Source organism: Phenylobacterium sp. (assembly GCF_031360265.1).
Lineage (GTDB): Bacteria > Pseudomonadota > Alphaproteobacteria > Caulobacterales > Caulobacteraceae > Phenylobacterium.
Genome location: NZ_JANMBF010000039.1, coordinates 1 through 16838 on the forward strand (window position 1 = coordinate 1; position 16838 = coordinate 16838).

Consider the following 16838-nt stretch of genomic DNA (forward strand, 5'->3'; position numbering starts at 1 on the left):
CAACAACTGCGGGATCGACGACTTCGGACTGGGCATCCTGCTGGCCGGCGGCCAGATCAAGAAGATGATCTCCAGCTATGTGGGCGAGAACAAGCTGTTCGCCGAGCTTTACCTCTCCGGCAAGCTGGAGCTGGAGTTCAACCCCCAGGGCACCCTGGCCGAGCGCATCCGGGCCGGCGGGGCGGGCATCCCGGCCTTCTTCACCAAGACCGGGGTCGGCACCCTGGTGGCCGAGGGCAAGGAAGTCCGCGAATTCGACGGCGAAATGTATGTGATGGAGCGCGGGCTGACCGCCGACCTTGCCATCGTCAAGGCGTGGATGGGCGATCACGAGGGCAACCTCGTCTATCGCCGCACGGCGCGGAACTTCAACCCGATGATGGCCACCGCCGCCAAGGTCACCGTCGTCGAGGTCGAGGAGCTGGTGGTCACCGGCCAGCTCGACAAGGACAACATCCACACCCCCGGCATCTATGTGGATCAGATCTTCAAGGGCGCGCATTTCGAAAAACGCATCGAACAGGCCACCACCCGGCCGCGCGAAAAGGCCAACACCTGATGTGGACCCGCGAACAGATCGCCGCGCGCGCCGCGATGGAGCTGCGCGACGGCTTCTACGTGAACCTGGGGATCGGCATCCCCACGCTGGTGGCCAACTACATACCCGCAGGCGTGCAGGTGACCCTGCAGAGCGAGAACGGCATGCTGGGCATGGGGCCGTTCCCCTATGAGGACGAGATCGACGCCGACCTGGTCAATGCCGGCAAGCAGACGATCACCGAGCTGGCGTCCTCGTCCTATTTCTCCAGCGCCGACAGCTTCGCGATGATCCGCGGCGGGCACATCGACCTCAGCGTTCTGGGCGCCATGCAGGTGGCGGCCAACGGCGACCTGGCCAACTGGATGGTGCCCGGCAAGATGGTCAAGGGCATGGGCGGGGCCATGGACCTGGTAGCCGGCGTCAAGCGCGTGGTGGTGGTGATGGAGCACACCGAGAAATCGGGAGCCTCCAAGCTGGTTGCGGCCTGCACGCTGCCGCTCACCGGGTTGGCGGTGGTCGACCTGGTGGTCACCGAACTGGGCGTCTTCGACGTCGCCCGCGGCAAGGCGCCGCTCAGATTGCTGGAGATGGCGCCCGGCGTCACCCTCGACGAGGTCAAGGCCAAGACCGAGGCGACCTTCGAGGTCGCGCTCGCCTAGGTTGGCGGCTTCCAATGCTCGTCATCACCCGGCTTGTCCGGGTGACCCATGATCTCGGCGGTGACGATCAGAGCGCCCCGGCGCCTCCGGATTCCGATCCTTCCAGCACGGAGATCATGGCTGGCCCGGACGAGCCGGCCATGACGTCACAAGAAAAGGGATTGCGCACAGCGCGCCGCGCTTCGATGGCCTTGTAACCGCTCGCGTCTAGGCATCGTATATGAGGCTGATCCACCTCCCTGGCCACCTGCACGAGAACGCCATGAAAACCCGTCTCTTCGCGACCATCGCCGTCACGGCCATGCTGATCGCCAACGCCGCGCCGGCCGCCGCGGGCGCCCTTAAGACCGCGGTCTTCGCTGGGGGCTGTTTCTGGTCGGCCCAGCACGACATCGAGCACACGCCCGGCGTCAGGGACGTGGTGGTGGGCTATGCCGGCGGCACGGGCAGGACCCCGTCCTACGAGAACCACGAGGGCTACCTGGAATCCATCCGGGTGACCTATGACCCGGCTGTGATCAGCTATCCGCAGCTGGTCAACGCCTTCTTCCACCACATCGACCCGACCGACCCGAACGGCCAGATCTGCGACCAGGGGCCCTCCTATCGCACGGCGGTGTTCGCCGCCGACGCCGCCGAGAAAGCCCAGGCCGAGCAGGTCAAGGCGCAGATCGGCAAGCAGCTGGGAACCAACGTCAGGACTCTGGTCCTGGGTCCGACGACCTTCTGGATGGGTGAGACCTATCACCAGCACTACGCCGACAAGAACCCAGTGAACTATATGGCCTATCGCGTCGGCTGCGGGCGTGACCGGGCGCTGCGGACGATCTGGGGCAAGGGCTGAGGCGCGGCCCTCGCGGCCTCCTCAGATCCCTTCCGGCGCCCGGCGCAATGGCGCCGGCGCCACACCTTGCGGCGTCCGCGCCCGACCGGGCCTGCGCGTAGCAAAACCGTCACCCAAACCGGCGATTTCCACGCTATAGGGCGAAATCAAGGCAGCGGCGCCGTCCGGGCGACGGTCCGGGCGCCACCAGAGGGGATCTATCATGACGGGAACAACGAGGCTGACCGCCGGCGCATCGCTGGCGGTCCTGATGCTGGCGAGCGCGGCGCACGCGCAGGAAACCACCTCGGCCGTCCACGGCACGGTCACCGTTGGCGGAAAGCCCGTGGCCGGCGCCTCGGTCGTGCTGCTGCACACCCCCTCCGGGACGCGCGCCATAACGGCGACCGAAGCCGGCGGCGGATTCGACGCCCGCGGCCTGCGGATCGGCGGTCCCTACACGGTGACCGCCACCAGCAAGGGCCTGCCGCCGCGCGTGTTGAACGGCGTGTTCCTCGAGGTCGGCAAGACCACCGACATCAATATCGACATGACTGGCGCCAACGAGGTCGAGGAAGTCGTCATCACCGCCGCCGGCATCAAGGACTCAGACCAGGGTCCGAAGACCGTGCTCAATCGGCTGGCCATCCAGGAGGTGGTCAGCGTCAACCGCGACCCCCGCGACCTGGCCCGGCGCGACATGCTGGTGGCCGCGGACCTGAACAGCGGGGCGCGGCTTGGCGTCAACGGCGGCGGCATCTCCATCGCCGGCTCCAATCCCCGCTACAATCGGATCGCCGTTGACGGCGTGTCGGCGCAGGATCAGTTCGGCCTGAACCAAGGGGGCCTGACCACCGCCCGCGGCCCGATAAACCTCGACGCCATCGAACAGTTCGCGGTGGCCGCGGTGCCGACCGACGTCGAAAATGGCGATTTTGTCGGCGGCGCCCTGAACCTGGCGCTGCGCTCCGGCGGAAACACCTTCCACGGGGCGATCTTCGACAACTACCTGAACGACGGCCTAGTCGGCACCAAGATCGAGGGCAACCGGATCAAATCCCCGATCTCGCAGACCAACTACGGCGCCTTTCTCTCGGGGCCGATCTGGCGCGATCACGTGTTCTTCGCCGCGTCGTATGAGACCTACACCACCTCCGACGTGACCCAGTTCGGCGTTGCCGGTTCCGGCGCGCCGAACACGTTCCTCAACAACGGCACCCAGGCCACGCTGGATTCCGTCGTCAACGCCTACAATTCCAGATACGCCAGCAAGTTCAATCCGGGCGGCGTGTCGGCCACCACACCGGTCCTGGACAAGAAATATTCGATCAAGCTGGACTGGAACATCACCGACGGCCAGCGGGCCAGCCTGAGCTATCGCTACGCGGAATCCTCCAACGTCCTGCGCCCGGCGCTCGGCATTACGACGATCCAGCTGGACTCGCAGAACTACACAAAATTCGACAGCGACAAGGCCGCGACGTTCGAGCTGCATTCCAAATGGACGGATCGCTTCTCGACCTTCTTCAAGGCCACGACCCGGACCTTCGTCGATATGCAGACGCCGCCGAGCGGCCAGAACTACGCCGATGTGCGGGTCTGCACCGCACCGACCTCGGACTCCACGCCGCTGAGCTGCCCGAGCAGCTTTGATCAGGTCAATTTCGGGCCCGACCAGTTCCGCCACGCCAATTCGCTCGGCGAAAAGGAGCTGCGGTTCCAGCTGACCGGCGAGTATTCGATGTCGCAGCACCTGTTCAAGTTCGGGGTCCAGGCCCGCCGGGCGCAGCCGCTCGACCTGTTCGTCAACCAGTCGCACGGCATCTATTATTTCGACTCCCTGGCCGATTTCACCGCCGGCCGGGCCAGCGAACTGCAATATCAGAATTCGATTACCGGCAATCCGAAGGACGCGGGCTTCGCCACCACCTATTGGGTCTATTCCGGCTTCGCCCAGGACACCTTGCAGGTCACCGACGACCTCAAGGTCGCGGCCGGGGTGCGGATCGATTCCTATGACTATCCTGACAAGCCGCTCACCAACCCCAACTTCGTCGCGCGGCAGGGTTTTTCAAACAACAAGACCATCGATGGCCTGCACGTGGTCATGCCGCGCGTCTCGGCGGAATGGCGGGCGACGCCCAACCTGAAGATCAGCGGCGGCCTTGGCCTGTTTTCGGGGGGCACGCCCGACGTGCTGACCGGCTCTCCCTTCTACAACACCGGCTACAAGACCACCCAGATCGACATCCGGCGCGGGGCGGGCGCGGCGGGCTTTACCGACAACTTCAACACGCCCGGCTTCAGCCAGGCCATCGGTTCGGCCGCGCTGGACAATCTCGCCAGCGACCCGAATTTCGGCTACCAGATTCCAAGCCTCGTCCAGCAGCTGCAGCAGGGCACGCTGACGGGCGCGCCGCAGATCTCACCGACGGGATCGGTGATCGCCCTGTCGCCGACCTATCAGATGCCCGCTCAGTGGAAGGCCTTCCTGTCGGGCCAATGGGAAGTCTGGGACGGGTGGCGTCTGGCGGCCGACCTGGTCGCCACCAAGGTGCAGCACGATCTCACCTTCTACGATGCGCGAGCCCAGCAGCTGATCATCAATGGCGTCCCGCAGTTCCTGCCGGACGGGCGGATCCGCTACGATGGCCTCGGCGCGGTTCCCGGCAAGAATTCCAATGGCGGCGCCACCCCCAACGGCGGCAACGACATCATCGAGGGAACCAGCAGCAAGGGGCGGTCCTACACCGCATCTGTCTCGATCTCGAAGTCCTGGGACTGGGGCGGAGATTTCAGCTTCGGCTACGCTCGCCAGCAGGTCCGCGACCTGACGGCCGGCCTGTTCTTCGGCACGACCGCCGGCTCGCTCTACAACTCGGTTCCCGCGGGTCTCGATCCAAACCACGACTTCCTGGGTCGCTCGGTCTACGAAATCCCCAACCGCTACAAGGCCGAGTTCGGCTACCACCACAACTTCTTCGGGGACAATGAAACCCGCGTCGCGCTGTTCGCGGAACGCCAGGACGGGCGGCCTTACGGCTTCACCATGTCCGACGCGGCCAGCGGGCGCAGCCAGGTCTTCGGGGTGACCCGAACCGCGCAGGCGCTCTACGTCCCGGACTTCAACGCCCCGATCAATCCGGCGAACCCGCTGAGAGTGGGGATCGTGACCTTCTCGAGCCAGGCGAACCTGGACAATTTCAAGCGCCACGTGACCAATTTCAAACTGCCCGTCGGCCTGGTTGATAAGTATTCGAACGACAACGCGGCTGTTAATCGCCTGGATCTGTCGATCAGTCAGCAACTCCCGAGCTTTATATCGGGTCACAAGTTCCGCATTCAGGCCGATATTCGCAACGTTCTGAACCTGCTCAACAGCAACTGGGGTCAGGTCGCCGAGTACGTCGACCCGGCGGGGACCTCGAATATCCAGCTCGCCCGGGTGCAATGCACCGACGCCGCCGGGGTTGCGACCACCTCCACCTCGGCGCCAAGCGCCAATCCGGTCTGCGCGGGATATCTCTACTCCAATGTGCCGACCTCGGTTTCCAAGGCGCGCAACTCCGGCCTGTCGCTCTGGTACGCGCAGATCAGCCTGCGCTACGAGTTCTGATCGCGGGCGCTGACTAGGACAGGGGCGGCCCGGCGACGGGCCGCCCCTTTGCTTGGGCGCTTGACGCAGGAACAGGCCGGCCCCATCTGGCGCGGCTCTTCGTTTCGAGGTTGCGATGCGCTTTTCCGTTCCCGCCGAATGGGCGGCCCACCGGGCGATGTGGCTGGGCTTCCCCAGCCATGCTGACCTCTGGGAGGACAATCTCGCGCCAGCCCAGGCCGAGGTCGCGGCCCTGGCGCGCGCGCTGGCCGGACCGGGCGCGGAGCGTGTGCGGCTGATGACCGGCTCGGTGCGGGGCGAGGCGGACGCGCGGGCCTTGCTCGGCGACGTGGCGGGGGTGGAGATCGTCGCGGGGGCCTTCGGCGACATCTGGCTGCGCGACACCGGCCCGATCTTCACGTCGGACGGGCGCGCGCAAGGCTTCCGGTTCAACGGCTGGGGCGGCAAGTACGCGCTGGAGCACGATGACACGGTGGCCGGTCAGATCGCCGCGGCGGCCGGCGCGCCCCGGGTCGCCCACGACTTCATCCTCGAAGGCGGGGCGGTCGATCACGACGGTGAGGGCACGGTGCTGACCACCGGTCAGTGCCTGCTGAACCCCAATCGCAACCCCGGCTGGACGGAAGCGCTGGCCGAGGCGGCGCTGGCCGAGGCGCTGGGCGCGCGCAAGGTGCTGTGGCTGGGGGAGGGCCTGGCCCATGACCACACGGACGGTCATGTGGACAACCTGGCGCGGTTCGTGGCGCCCGGCGTCGTCGCCTGCCCGGTGGCCTGGGGGCGCGGCGATCCGAACGCCCAGGCCTATGACGACGCCGCGCGCCGGCTGGCGGCGATGACCGATGCGGCGGGCAGGCGGCTGCGGGTCGTGCGCATTGCCTCGCCCGGCTGGATCGACGACGGCCAGGGCGCCGCGGCCCCGGCCAGCCACATGAACTTCCTGATCGCCAACGGGGCTGTCATCGCGCCGATCTACGAGGACCGCCCGGGGGCCTTCGCGGTGCAGGCGCTGGAGCAGCTGTTCCCCGGCCGCACCGTGATCGGCCTGCCCTCGACCGCGATCCTCAGCGGCGGGGGTTCGTTCCACTGCATCACCCAGCAGGAGCCCGCCGGATGAGCCGCAAGGTCACCGTCGCCGCGCTGCAGGCGCCCTTTAGCCTCGACCTGGCGGCCAACATCGCCCGCGTGGCCGAGCTGATCCGCGAGGCCGCGGGCCGGGGCGCCCAGGTGATCCTGCCGCCGGAGCTGTTCCAGGGTCCCTATTTCTGCGTCGCCCAGGAGGAGCGGTGGTTCCGCCAGGCCCATCCGTGGCGCGAGCATCCGTGCGTCACCGCGCTGGCGCCGCTGGCTCAGGAGCTGGGTGTCGTCCTGCCGATCTCGATCTTCGAGCGCGAGGGGCCGCACTATTTCAACAGCCTGGTGATGGCCGACGCCGACGGGAGCCTGCTCGGCGTCTATCGCAAGAGCCATATCCCCGACGGGCCGGGCTATATGGAAAAGTACTATTTCCGCCCCGGCGACACCGGGTTCCGGGTCTGGGACACGCGGTTCGGCCGGCTGGGCGTCGGCATCTGCTGGGACCAGTGGTATCCCGAATGCGCGCGGGCGATGGCGCTGATGGGGGCCGAGGTGCTGCTCTATCCCACCGCGATCGGCTCGGAGCCGCACGACGCGACGCTGGACACCGCCGCGCCCTGGCGGCGCGCGATGCAGGGCCACGCGGTCTCCAACGTGATCCCCGTCGTGGGCGCCAACCGCACGGGGTTCGAGCCCTGGGAGGGCTATCCGAACGGCGGCCAGCAGTTCTATGGCTCCAGCTTCATCGCCGACCATCGGGGCGACCTGGTCGCCGCGTTCGGACGCGAGGACGAAGGCGCGCTGGTGGCCGCGTTCGATCTGGACTTCCTTAGCGTCCACCGCGCCGCCTGGGGCTTCTTCCGCGACCGCCGGCCGGATCTGTATGGCGCGCTGACTGAGGGCCGGCCCGCTTGATCGAGACCGAGCGTCTCATCCTGCGGCCTCCGGAGGATCGCGACCGCATGGCATTGGCAGCGATGAATGGCGATCGACGGGTGGGCGATTGGCTGGGATCGACCCTGACGTCAGAGCAAAACGACGCGATGATCGACCGCGTTCTGGCCCACATCACCGAGCATGGCTTCGGGTTCTGGACGGTCGAACGCAAGGCGGACGGCGTGATCGTCGGCATGGCCGGATTGCTCGCCATGTCGGCGGACATGCCGCCGGGACCGGCCGTCGAGGTCGGCTGGCGTCTGTCACCGGCGAACTGGGGCCACGGCTATGCGAGCGAGGCGGCGCAAGGCGCGGTGGACTGGGCTTTCGCCGAGCTGAAGCCGCCCGAGGTAGTGGCGATCACTGCGCTTACGAACCTCAGGTCCCAGGCCGTCATGCGGCGCATCGGGATGACGCCTGAGCCGTGGCGCGACTTCAATCATCCGAGGCTTGCCGCCGACCATCCGCTGCGGCGGCACGTGGTCTATGCGCTCCGGCGTTAGACTCAACACCCTTACAGGATATTGAATTCATTATGGAACGTCATCGCCCGGCTCGTCCGGGCGACCCATGGTCTCCGCGATGAAGATTGAACGGGACGCCGCCGCCGGCTCCTTACTGATCGAGGCGGAGATCATAGGTGGCCCGGACAAGCCGGGCCATGACGAGCAAAGGGATATGGGTCCTCAACCTAGGCGGACGGGCAGTCGCGCGGTTGCGGCGCCTTCGCCAGCTCAAGCTTCGCCGCCCTGAGGTCGGCCTGGAAGGCGCGGTCGGCGTGCAGGCGGGCGACCATGGCGGCGCCCAGGTCGCGGCCGGCGGCGACGTCGCTGGGGAAATGCACCCCGCAGACCACCCGGCTCTGCCCGATCTCGCGGCCGGCGACCATCAGGGCGCTGGCCTTGGCGGGCGCGATCTCCGCCAGGATCAGCGCCCAGGCCCAGCCGGTCATGGCATGGCCGGAGGGGTAGGAGGCGTTGGTCTGCAGCCAGGGACCGCGGGGCACGCAGAGCGGCTGGCTGTCGCCGATCGGTGGGCGCAGGCGGCCATAGAAGTCCTTGGGCGGCGTGCCGACGGTGTGCACGTCAAGCTCGACCCGGTGCAGCAGCCGTCGCGTCCCGGCCAGGCTCCTGGCGGCCAGATCGCGTCCCATGGCGCAGGTGAGCCGCCGCTGCGCGCCGCCGGTCCACAGGTCGTTGTCCTGCTGGGCCTGTTTCCACCGGGGGGAGCCCTCCAGCGCACGGGTCGCCTGATAGGCCGCCCGGTCGGCCTTGTCTTCGGGGCTGTCGATCGCCGGCGGCGGGCCCAGGATGGTCTTGCCGTCCAGGGCGTCGGGTCGCAGATAGCCGGTCAGCCGCGTGGCGACCGGATGGGCCAGGGACGGATCGGCCACGGGCGCAAGCGGCGCCGCGCCGAGCGTCAGCACAGCCGCGGCGGCGGCAAAGGCGACGGGCCGGGTCAAAGGGCCTCCGGGGGCGTCAGGCGCGCAGGACGGTCTTGCCGTTCCTGATCACCTTGGCGTCCCGCGCCTTGACCCGGGCCTCGAAGGAGATGACGCCGCGGTCTTTCCAGAGGTCCACGGTGATGGTGTCGCCCGGAAACACCGGCGCCGAGAAGCGCGCCTGGTGGCTGAGGATCTGGTCGGGATCAAAGCCGGTTATCGCCTGCAGCACCGCGCGACAGGTGATGCCGTAGGTGCACAGGCCATGCAGGATCGGCCGCGGGAAGCCCGACCGCCTGGCCGAGTCCGGGTCGGAATGCAGCGGGTTGCGATCGCCGTTCAACCGGTAGAGCAGGGCCTGGTCCTCCCGCGTCGGTATATCCACCGACAGGTCGGGCTTGCGGTCGGGAATCGCATGCGGCTCGGGCTGGCCCTCGGACGGGCCGCCGAACCCCCCGTCGCCGCGCGCGAAGGTCGAGCCGGTCAGGGTGGCGACCTTCTCGCCGGCCTCGTCGGTCCAGACGGTCTCGTTGACGATCACCGCGCCCTTGTCCTTGCCCTTGTCGTAGGCGCCGATCGTGCGGCCCTGGGCGGTGAAGGTTCCCGAGGTCGGCAGTGGCCTGTGCAGCTCGACCTTCTGCTCGCCGTGCACCACCATCAGGTAGTTGATCACGCTTTGGCGATGCCCCGGTTTCTGGGCGGCCGGCTCGGCGCCGCGCGCCGGGCGGCCCAGGCCCGAGGCGAGCACCGTGGCCGCGGTGGGGATCACCTTGAGGTCCTTTTCGTAGGTGAACGCCAGTTCGCGCTCGTCCATCGGATCGTGGCTCATGCCGACGCCCAGCGCATAGAGCATCACGTCCTTGTCGCCATAGGTGAAGGTTCGCGCCGCGGTGGTCTGGTCCAGGATGTCCGGATAGAAGATGGGCAAGAGGCGTCCTCCGAAATGCGGGTGGCTCTGGCGGCCGGTCGATTATGCGGCGGATTGAAGCGCCTCGCCGAGGCTGGCGCAAGGGTTTGCAGGGCGCCTTCGGGGCCCAGTTTGCGGGGTGGGGCCTGATCGGCTAGAAGCGGCGACTTCTCGCGCGGACCGCTTTCCGCGCCGCCACCCTCCTCGTTCCTCGAAGGCGCTCCATGACGACCATCGGCCAGCCGGGCATCACCGGCAACGTCCTCTTCTACTCCAAGCCCGAGCCGCTCTCGCCGGAAATGCACGGCAAGCTGGGCGTCAAGCGCATGGACGGCCCGTTCGGCTTCGCCAGGGCCGGCCACGCCGTGCCGCTGACCGTGGGCGAGTTCCCGCTGGCCGCGGTGACCGGGCCGATCATCTTCGTCGGCGACGACAGGATGCCGATCGCCGTGATGGGCCTGAACGCCGGGGAAAACATGTTCCTGCGCGCCGACGGCCTGTTCGAGCCGGGCGTCTATGTCCCGGCCTATATCCGCCGCTACCCCTTCGTGTTCGCCAACGACGAAGCCAGCAAGCAGATGGTTCTGTGCATCGACCGCGCGGCCGAGTTCATCGTCGAGGGCGGCGACATGCCGTTCTTCGAGGGAACCGAGCCCAGCGCCTACACCAAGGGCTGCATCGATTTCTGCAACAACTTCGAGATCGAGCGGCAGCGCACCATGAGCTTTGTTCAGCTGCTCAAGGACCTGGATCTGTTCGAGGCCAAGACCGCCCACTTCACCCCGATGAATGCCGACGGCGCGGCGGGCGAGCCGCAGCAGATCGCCGAATATTTCGGGGTCTCCGAGGAAAAGCTCAACAAGCTGCCCGCCGACAAGCTGGTGGAGATCCGCGACAACGGCGCGCTCGCCCAGATCTATGCCCACCTGCTGTCGCTGGTCGGCTGGGACCGGCTGGTGGCCGTGGCCCTGACCCGAGCCCAACAACAGGCCCCGGTCGCGGCGAACAGCTAGAGCCCTTCCCGCTCAGGTTGGCTCGACCTGAGTGGAGGAGAAGGGCTCCAGATATAAGCGACGACCCTGTTCCTTCCCGGCTGACTTGATCCAAGTCAGCCGGGACAGGGTCTAGGCGCGCGCGAAGACGCTTCGCGTCAGGCAGGAAAAGACCAGCCGGCCGGCCTCATCGAGGAGGTCGTGCTGGGCGATGATGATGCCCTTGCCCTCGCCGACCGGGTCCTTGGCCATCACCGTCATGCGGCCGCGCAGCAGTTCGCCGGCGGGTGGATTGCGCACCCAGCGCAGGGCGTCGACGCCCAGGCGCTTGGTCTGCGGCCAGTCGGTGTGGGCGATCGCGTCGAGCTTGGCCCAAATGGCGTAGACCATGGCGTCGGGCGCCCCGCGCTCCACGGCCCAGCCGGGGGCGAAGGCGGTGACGAACGCCAGCAGCGTCCCGGGCTCCACGGCCGCGGCGCCCAGCGAAACCACCTGGCCGATCTGGATGTCGTCGAATGGCGCTGGCACGATCAGGGATCCTCTTGGTCCGCGGGGGGGCGGACGGGCCGATGATGGCCGTGCGCCGCCGCACAAGTCGAGCCCGGCTTTGCGCGCTCGCCAAGGCGGGCCATATAGCGCCGCAGTGGGGTGGGCCGCTGGCGAGGCGATGATGCGATTTCTGGCAGGCCTGATCCTGACCCTGGCGATGAGCCTTGGGGCCACCGTTGTTGCGGGCGCGCAGCCGGCCCGCCACGTGGCCACCGAGCTGGTCGCCGACCGCCAGGGCGTCGCGCCCGGCGAGACCCTCCATGTCGCTCTGCATCAAAAGATCCAGAAAGGCTGGCACACCTACTGGCGCAATTCCGGCGACTCCGGCGAGCCGACGCGGATCACCTGGGATCTGCCGGCCGGCTGGCGGGCGGGCGAGATCATCTGGCCGGCGCCGCGCCGCATCCCGGTCGGACCCCTGATGAACTATGGCTACGAGGATGACGTCCTGCTGGCGACGCCGCTGACCGCGCCGGCCAACGCCAGGCCCGGCGAGAAGGTGACGCTGAGAGCCCAGGTCTCGCTGCTGGTCTGCGCCGAGGTCTGCGTGCCGGAGGACAGCACGCTCACCCTCGACCTGCCGGTGACGGCGACCGGCGCGGCGGAGGACCCCAGGTGGGGCCGGGCGATCGCCACAGCCCTGGCCGCGGCGCCAAGACCCGCCGGCCTGGCGGCCGTCTTCCAGGCGCGGCCGGCCGGAGTCTCGCTGGCGGTCACCGGCCCGGGCCTCAAAGGCGCGGATATGGCCGGAGCCTATTTCTATCCGTTCGACTCCACGGTGATCGATCACGCCAGGCCTCAGGTCATCGAGCGCGGGCCTGAGGGGCTGACCCTGACGCTGGCGCCCGGTTACGCCTTCCAGGGCGGCAAGACGCCGGCCAGCCTGGCGGGCGTGCTGGCGGTGGGTGGCCATGCCTACGAGATCGCCGCCACCGCGGGAACGCTCCCGCCTGGCGCGTCTGGGCTCGGTCCGCCGCCCGCCCGGTCCGCCGGGGCGACGGATCTGGGGCTCGCCGCGGCGGCGCTCTTCGCCTTCCTGGGCGGTCTGATCCTCAATCTGATGCCCTGCGTCTTCCCGATCCTGGCGATGAAGGCCGCATCCCTGGTCGGCCATGGCGGCAGCGAGCGGACCGTAGCCCACCGGCACGGCCTGGCCTTCGGGGCAGGCGCTGTCGCCACCTTCCTGGCGCTGGCCGGCGGGCTGATCGCCTTGAAGGCCGCCGGCTCGGCGGTCGGCTGGGGGTTCCAGCTGCAGTCGCCGCCGGTGGTGGCGGTGCTGGCGCTGCTCATGCTGGCGGTGGCGCTGAACCTGTCGGGCCTGTTCGAGCTGGGGACGTCGTTGCAGGGCGCCGGCGCGGGCCTGGCCAGCCGGGGCGGGTTGGCCGGGGCCTTCTTCACCGGCGCGCTCGCCGTGATCGTCGCGGCCCCCTGCACCGCGCCGTTCATGGGTCCGGCGCTCGGCTGGGCCCTGACCCAGACGCCGGTCGCCGCCCTGACGGTCTTCCTGGCGCTGGGCGTCGGCTTTGCGCTGCCGTTTGTGCTGGTGGCCTTTGCGCCCGGCCTGCTGTCGCGGCTGCCGCGTCCGGGGCCGTGGATGGAGCTGTTCCGCAAGGCGCTGGCCTTCCCGATGTACGCCGCGGCGGCCTGGCTCGCCTGGGTGCTGGCCCAGCAGGCCGGCGCCGAGGACCTGGCCAGGCTGTTCGCCGGGGCGGTGCTGGTGGGCCTGGCCGCCTGGCTCGCGGGCCTCGCCCAGCGCCGCGCGGCGGCGGGCGACAAGGCGCTGTCCCTGACCCTGGCCGCGGGCCTCGCCGCGGGCCTGGCCCTGGCGCTGGTCGTCTGGCCGCAGAACAAGGCCGCCGAGCTGCGATCGGAGCCCTACAGCCCCGCGCGGCTGGAGGCGCTGCGAGCCGAGGGGCGGCCGGTGTTCGTCAACTATACGGCGGCGTGGTGCGTCTCCTGCCAGGTCAATGACAAGGTGGCGCTGTCCACGCACCAGGTCGCCAGCGCCTTCGCCCGCCACAAGGTCGCCTATCTGAAGGCCGACTGGACCAAGCGCGACGCGACCATCGCCGCGGACCTGGCCAGCCACGGCCGGGCCGGCGTGCCGCTCTATCTGGTCTATGGCTCGGGCCGGGGAGAGGGCGCTATCCTGCCCTCGATCCTGACGCCGGATATCGTGGTCAAGGCGGTGGAGGCCGCCGACAAGAGGTAGGAGAACGCTCCGTTGACCGCCATTTCGCGCCGCCTGGTTCTCGCCGCAGCGCTTGCGCTGGGCGGCGCAACGCGGGCGCGCGCCGCGGCGGTGCTGGGGGCGCCGGCGCCGGCTTTTCGGACCCTGGACGCCGACGGCCATGAACGCACGCTGGCCGAGTTCGCCGGCAAGATCGTGGTGCTGGAGTGGACCTCCAGCGACTGTCCCTACAGCCGCAAGCACTATGGGTCGGGAACCATGCAGGCGCTGCAGAAGGCGGCGGTGCGGGACGGCGTCGTCTGGCTGACCGTGTCGTCCTCGGCGAAGGGCCGCGAGGGCTATTTCACGCCGGCCTTGGCGCGCGCCTGGCGCGTCAGGGTGGGTTCGCACGCCACGGCGATCCTGCTCGACGGCGCAGGCACGATCGGTCGGACCTATGGCGCGAGGACCACGCCGCACATGTTCGTCGTCGATCGGGCGGGCCGCATCGCCTACATGGGCGGCATCGACGACCGGCCCTATGCCGATCCCGCGAGCCTGAAGGGCGCCAAGGCCTACGTGGCCGCCGCGCTGGCCGACCTGAAGGCCGGGCGGTCGGTGGCCGAACCGGTCAGCGCGCCCTATGGCTGCAGCGTGCGGTATGCTTCCGCGACCGCCGTACCTTAGGAGACGCAGCGCTTGTCAGGGATCGAAGCGGCCTGGGGCCGGCTGACCGCGGCGGGCGCCGCCGCCCAGGGCCGCCGCATCGCGGGCCTGTTCGGGTCCGAGCCCGACCGGCTTTCGCGGCTCTGCGTCGCCGCCGCGGGCCTCGACCTGGACCTGAGCAAACAGCCTTGGTCCCTGGACGACCTGGCCGTCTGCCTCGACCTTGCGCGCCGGGGCGGCGTCGAGGCCGCGCGCGACCGGCAGTTCGCCGGCGCCGTCGTCAACCGTTCGGAAGGCCGCGCCGCCCTGCACATGGCGCTGCGCGCGCCCAAGGGATCCGACTTCAGGGCTGAGGGCGCGCCGGTGTCGGCCGAGATCGACGCCATGCGCGACAGGATGGCGGCTTTCGCCGAGGCCATCCGGTCCGGCGCGCTGCGGGGCGCGACGGGACAGCCCTATCGCTCGGTGCTCCACATCGGCATCGGCGGGTCGGACTTCGGCCCCCGGCTGGTCTGGGAGGCGCTGCGGCCGGTGGCGCCGACCATCGACCTGCGCTTCGTGGCCAATGTCGATCCCGCGGAGATCACGTTCGCCCTGGCCGGCCTCGACCCCGCCGAGACCCTGGTGGTCGTGGTCTCCAAGACCTTCACCACCCAGGAGACCATGACCAACGCCCAGGCGGCGCGGGCCTGGCTGCGCGCCAGCCTGGGCGGGGGCGGCGACGCCCATCTGGTGGCGGTCTCGGCGGCGCCGGACGCCGCCCGCGCCTTCGGGGTTCCGCAAGACCGGGTGTTCGGCTTCCGCGACTGGGTCGGCGGGCGCTATTCGCTGTGGTCGGCGGTGGGGCTGTCCAGCGCGATCGGCCTGGGCGGCGCGGCGTTCGAGGCCCTGCTGGCCGGCGCGGCGGCCATGGACGACCATTTCCGCTCCGCGCCGCTGGCGGCAAATGCGCCGGTGCTGCTGGCGCTGGCGCATATCTTCAACCGCAACGGCATGGGCCGGCCGGTGCGCGCGATGGTGCCCTATGCCCAGCGCCTGCGTCTGCTCGCCAACTTCCTCCAGCAGCTGGAGATGGAGTCGAACGGCAAGCGGGTGACGGCCGACGGCCGCCCCGTCGCCCATCCCACGGCCGCGGCGGTGTTCGGCGACGCGGGGACCAACGTCCAGCACGCCTTCTTCCAGCTGATGCACCAAGGGACCGAGATCATCCCCGCCGACATCATCGCCGTCCGCGACGCCTCCGAAGGCGACCCCGCGGCGCAGTCCATCCTGCTGGCCAACGCCGTGGCCCAGGCCGAGGCGCTGATGGTGGGCCGCGCCGAGAGCGAGGTGCGCGCCGAGCTTGCCAGCAAGGGACTAGCCCCCGCCGAGATCGACGCCCAGGCGGCGCAGCGCACCTTTCCCGGCGACCGGCCCTCGGCCTTCATCCTGATCGACCGGCTGACCCCGGAACGCCTGGGAGCCTTGCTGGCGCTCTACGAGCACAAGACCTTCGTCGAGGGCGTACTCTGGGGGATCAACAGCTTCGACCAGTGGGGCGTCGAGCTGGGCAAGAGCCTGGCGGCCCGGGTGCTGGGCGAGCTTGAGGGCGGACCCGCGAGCGCGCACGATCCCTCGACAGCGAACCTCATCGCCAAGCTGAAAGATAGATCATGACCGTCCTCGTCACCGGCGGAACCAAGGGCATAGGCCTGGCGATCGCCAAGCGGCTGGCGTCGCGCCATGGGCGGATCGTGCTGGCCTATCACAGCGACGCCGCCGCCGCCGAAGCCGCCATCGCCGAGGTTTCCGTGGCCGGCGGGGACGCCACGGCGATCAAGGCCGACGTCGGGACTCTGGAGGGCTCGGCCGCGCTGATCGCCGGCATTGTGCGGCAGGGTCACGGGCTGACCCACATCGTCCATTCGGCCGCGATGATCTATCCGACCACCCTGCTGGGCGCGGACCTGACGAAGTTCCGCCAGGCGGTGGAGACCAACGGGCTGTCGCTGCTCTATCTGGTGCATGCCGCCCAGCACCTGCTGAGCCGGGGCTCCGGCGTGGTGTTCATTACCAGCATGGGCGCGCGGATCCCCTCGCCGAACTATGGCGCGCTCGGGGTCGGCAAGGCGCTGGCCGAGGCCATCGTCCGCTACCTGGTGGCCGAGCTCGCGCCGCGCGGGGTGCGGATCAACGGCGTGGCGCCGGGCCTGGTGCACACCACCTCGGTGGCCTCGATGCTGGGCAGCGAAGAGGCGGCGACCGCGGCGGTGGAGCGCGCGGCGCGGTCCAACCCCTCCGGCCGCCCCAGCCGCGACAGCGACTACGCCTCCCTGGTGGAATATCTGCTGAGCCCCGAGGCCGAGTTCATCCAGGGCCAGGTGATCGCCGCCACCGGCGGGACGGGGGTCATCGGCTAGGGCTAGCTGAGCGCCCACGCTCCATCTGCTGTGGTTTTGTTGGCAGAGCTCGTCTATAGGCCCCT

16 protein-coding genes are annotated in these 16838 nt (G+C 69.1%); 13 read left to right on the plus strand and 3 right to left on the minus strand.

Annotated features, from left to right (window positions below; genetic code table 11):
• The 8 genes from RMN86_RS03300 to RMN86_RS03335 form a co-directional block, all read left to right on the plus strand.
• Positions 1–559, plus strand: a 559-nt coding sequence (locus tag RMN86_RS03300; protein WP_309604403.1) for a CoA transferase subunit A, incomplete at its 5' end; no start/stop codon positions are given.
• Entirely contained in the window at positions 556–1200 is a 645-nt protein-coding gene (locus RMN86_RS03305; RefSeq protein WP_309604440.1) for a 3-oxoacid CoA-transferase subunit B, read from the plus strand. The genes RMN86_RS03300 and RMN86_RS03305, both read left to right, overlap by 4 nt.
• 14 nt (positions 1201–1214) lie before the next feature.
• Positions 1215–1397: a hypothetical protein gene (locus RMN86_RS03310; RefSeq protein WP_309604404.1), complete on the plus strand. Its 183-nt coding sequence runs from the start codon at positions 1215–1217 to the stop codon at positions 1395–1397.
• Positions 1398–1462: 65 nt separating this feature from the next.
• A complete protein-coding gene (gene msrA / locus RMN86_RS03315) occupies positions 1463–2044 on the plus strand; it encodes a peptide-methionine (S)-S-oxide reductase MsrA (protein ID WP_309604405.1) in 582 nt (193 codons plus the stop codon).
• Between the two features lie 202 nt (positions 2045–2246).
• Positions 2247–5639, plus strand: coding sequence for a TonB-dependent receptor domain-containing protein (locus RMN86_RS03320; protein ID WP_309604407.1), 3393 nt, complete (start codon positions 2247–2249; stop codon positions 5637–5639).
• A 115-nt stretch (positions 5640–5754) separates the two neighbouring features.
• Positions 5755–6753, plus strand: coding sequence for an agmatine deiminase family protein (locus RMN86_RS03325; RefSeq protein WP_309604408.1), 999 nt, complete (start codon positions 5755–5757; stop codon positions 6751–6753).
• Positions 6750–7628, plus strand: a complete 879-nt coding sequence (gene aguB / locus RMN86_RS03330) for an N-carbamoylputrescine amidase (protein WP_309604409.1) — start codon at positions 6750–6752, stop codon at positions 7626–7628. Before RMN86_RS03325 ends, aguB begins: the two co-directional genes overlap by 4 nt.
• On the plus strand, positions 7625–8152 hold the full coding sequence (locus RMN86_RS03335; protein WP_309604410.1) for a GNAT family N-acetyltransferase: 528 nt from the start codon (positions 7625–7627) through the stop codon (positions 8150–8152). The genes aguB and RMN86_RS03335 overlap by 4 nt, the downstream gene beginning before the upstream one ends.
• A 188-nt stretch (positions 8153–8340) precedes the next feature.
• On the opposite strand, the gene RMN86_RS03340 is transcribed toward RMN86_RS03335, so the two are convergent.
• Positions 8341–9111, minus strand: a complete 771-nt coding sequence (locus tag RMN86_RS03340; RefSeq protein ID WP_309604411.1) for a phosphatase PAP2 family protein — start codon at positions 9109–9111, stop codon at positions 8341–8343.
• A 16-nt stretch (positions 9112–9127) separates the two neighbouring features.
• Complete coding sequence (locus RMN86_RS03345; RefSeq protein ID WP_309604412.1) at positions 9128–10018, minus strand: MaoC/PaaZ C-terminal domain-containing protein; 891 nt, start codon at positions 10016–10018, stop codon at positions 9128–9130.
• 203 nt (positions 10019–10221) lie between these two features.
• Between RMN86_RS03345 and RMN86_RS03350 the strand changes: the two genes are divergently transcribed.
• Positions 10222–11010: a SapC family protein gene (locus tag RMN86_RS03350; protein WP_309604413.1), complete on the plus strand. Its 789-nt coding sequence runs from the start codon at positions 10222–10224 to the stop codon at positions 11008–11010.
• 111 nt (positions 11011–11121) lie between these two features.
• Here RMN86_RS03350 and RMN86_RS03355 read toward each other — a convergent pair whose 3' ends face one another.
• The gene (locus tag RMN86_RS03355; protein ID WP_309604414.1) at positions 11122–11517 is read right to left on the minus strand and encodes an acyl dehydratase; all 396 of its coding nucleotides are present in this window, start codon (positions 11515–11517) and stop codon (positions 11122–11124) included.
• A 139-nt stretch (positions 11518–11656) separates the two neighbouring features.
• Between RMN86_RS03355 and RMN86_RS03360 the strand changes: the two genes are divergently transcribed.
• The 4 genes from RMN86_RS03360 to RMN86_RS03375 are packed head-to-tail and all read left to right on the plus strand — an operon-like array spanning position 11657 to position 16773.
• The gene (locus RMN86_RS03360) at positions 11657–13750 is read left to right on the plus strand and encodes a protein-disulfide reductase DsbD domain-containing protein (RefSeq protein WP_309604415.1); all 2094 of its coding nucleotides are present in this window, start codon (positions 11657–11659) and stop codon (positions 13748–13750) included.
• Between the two features lie 12 nt (positions 13751–13762).
• Complete coding sequence (locus RMN86_RS03365; protein ID WP_309604416.1) at positions 13763–14395, plus strand: redoxin family protein; 633 nt, start codon at positions 13763–13765, stop codon at positions 14393–14395.
• Between the two features lie 12 nt (positions 14396–14407).
• The gene (pgi, locus tag RMN86_RS03370) at positions 14408–16030 is read left to right on the plus strand and encodes a glucose-6-phosphate isomerase (RefSeq protein WP_309604417.1); all 1623 of its coding nucleotides are present in this window, start codon (positions 14408–14410) and stop codon (positions 16028–16030) included.
• Positions 16027–16773 carry an SDR family oxidoreductase gene (locus RMN86_RS03375; RefSeq protein ID WP_309604418.1) on the plus strand — a complete coding sequence of 249 codons (747 nt, stop codon included), beginning with the start codon at positions 16027–16029 and terminating at the stop codon, positions 16771–16773. The genes pgi and RMN86_RS03375 overlap by 4 nt, the downstream gene beginning before the upstream one ends.
• Positions 16774–16838: the final 65 nt, after the last annotated feature.

Excerpts from the sequence above, each read along its gene's own strand:
- RMN86_RS03375 (WP_309604418.1), top strand. The coding sequence starts at position 16,027 with ATGACCGTCCTCGTCACCGGCGGAACCAAGGGCATAGGCCTGGCGATC.
- RMN86_RS03360 (WP_309604415.1), top strand. The coding sequence starts at position 11,657 with ATGATGCGATTTCTGGCAGGCCTGATCCTGACCCTGGCGATGAGCCTT.
- RMN86_RS03350 (WP_309604413.1), top strand. The coding sequence starts at position 10,222 with ATGACGACCATCGGCCAGCCGGGCATCACCGGCAACGTCCTCTTCTAC.
- aguB (WP_309604409.1), top strand. The coding sequence starts at position 6,750 with ATGAGCCGCAAGGTCACCGTCGCCGCGCTGCAGGCGCCCTTTAGCCTC.
- RMN86_RS03310 (WP_309604404.1), top strand. The coding sequence starts at position 1,215 with ATGCTCGTCATCACCCGGCTTGTCCGGGTGACCCATGATCTCGGCGGT.
- RMN86_RS03320 (WP_309604407.1), top strand. The coding sequence starts at position 2,247 with ATGACGGGAACAACGAGGCTGACCGCCGGCGCATCGCTGGCGGTCCTG.
- RMN86_RS03325 (WP_309604408.1), top strand. The coding sequence starts at position 5,755 with ATGCGCTTTTCCGTTCCCGCCGAATGGGCGGCCCACCGGGCGATGTGG.
- msrA (WP_309604405.1), top strand. The coding sequence starts at position 1,463 with ATGAAAACCCGTCTCTTCGCGACCATCGCCGTCACGGCCATGCTGATC.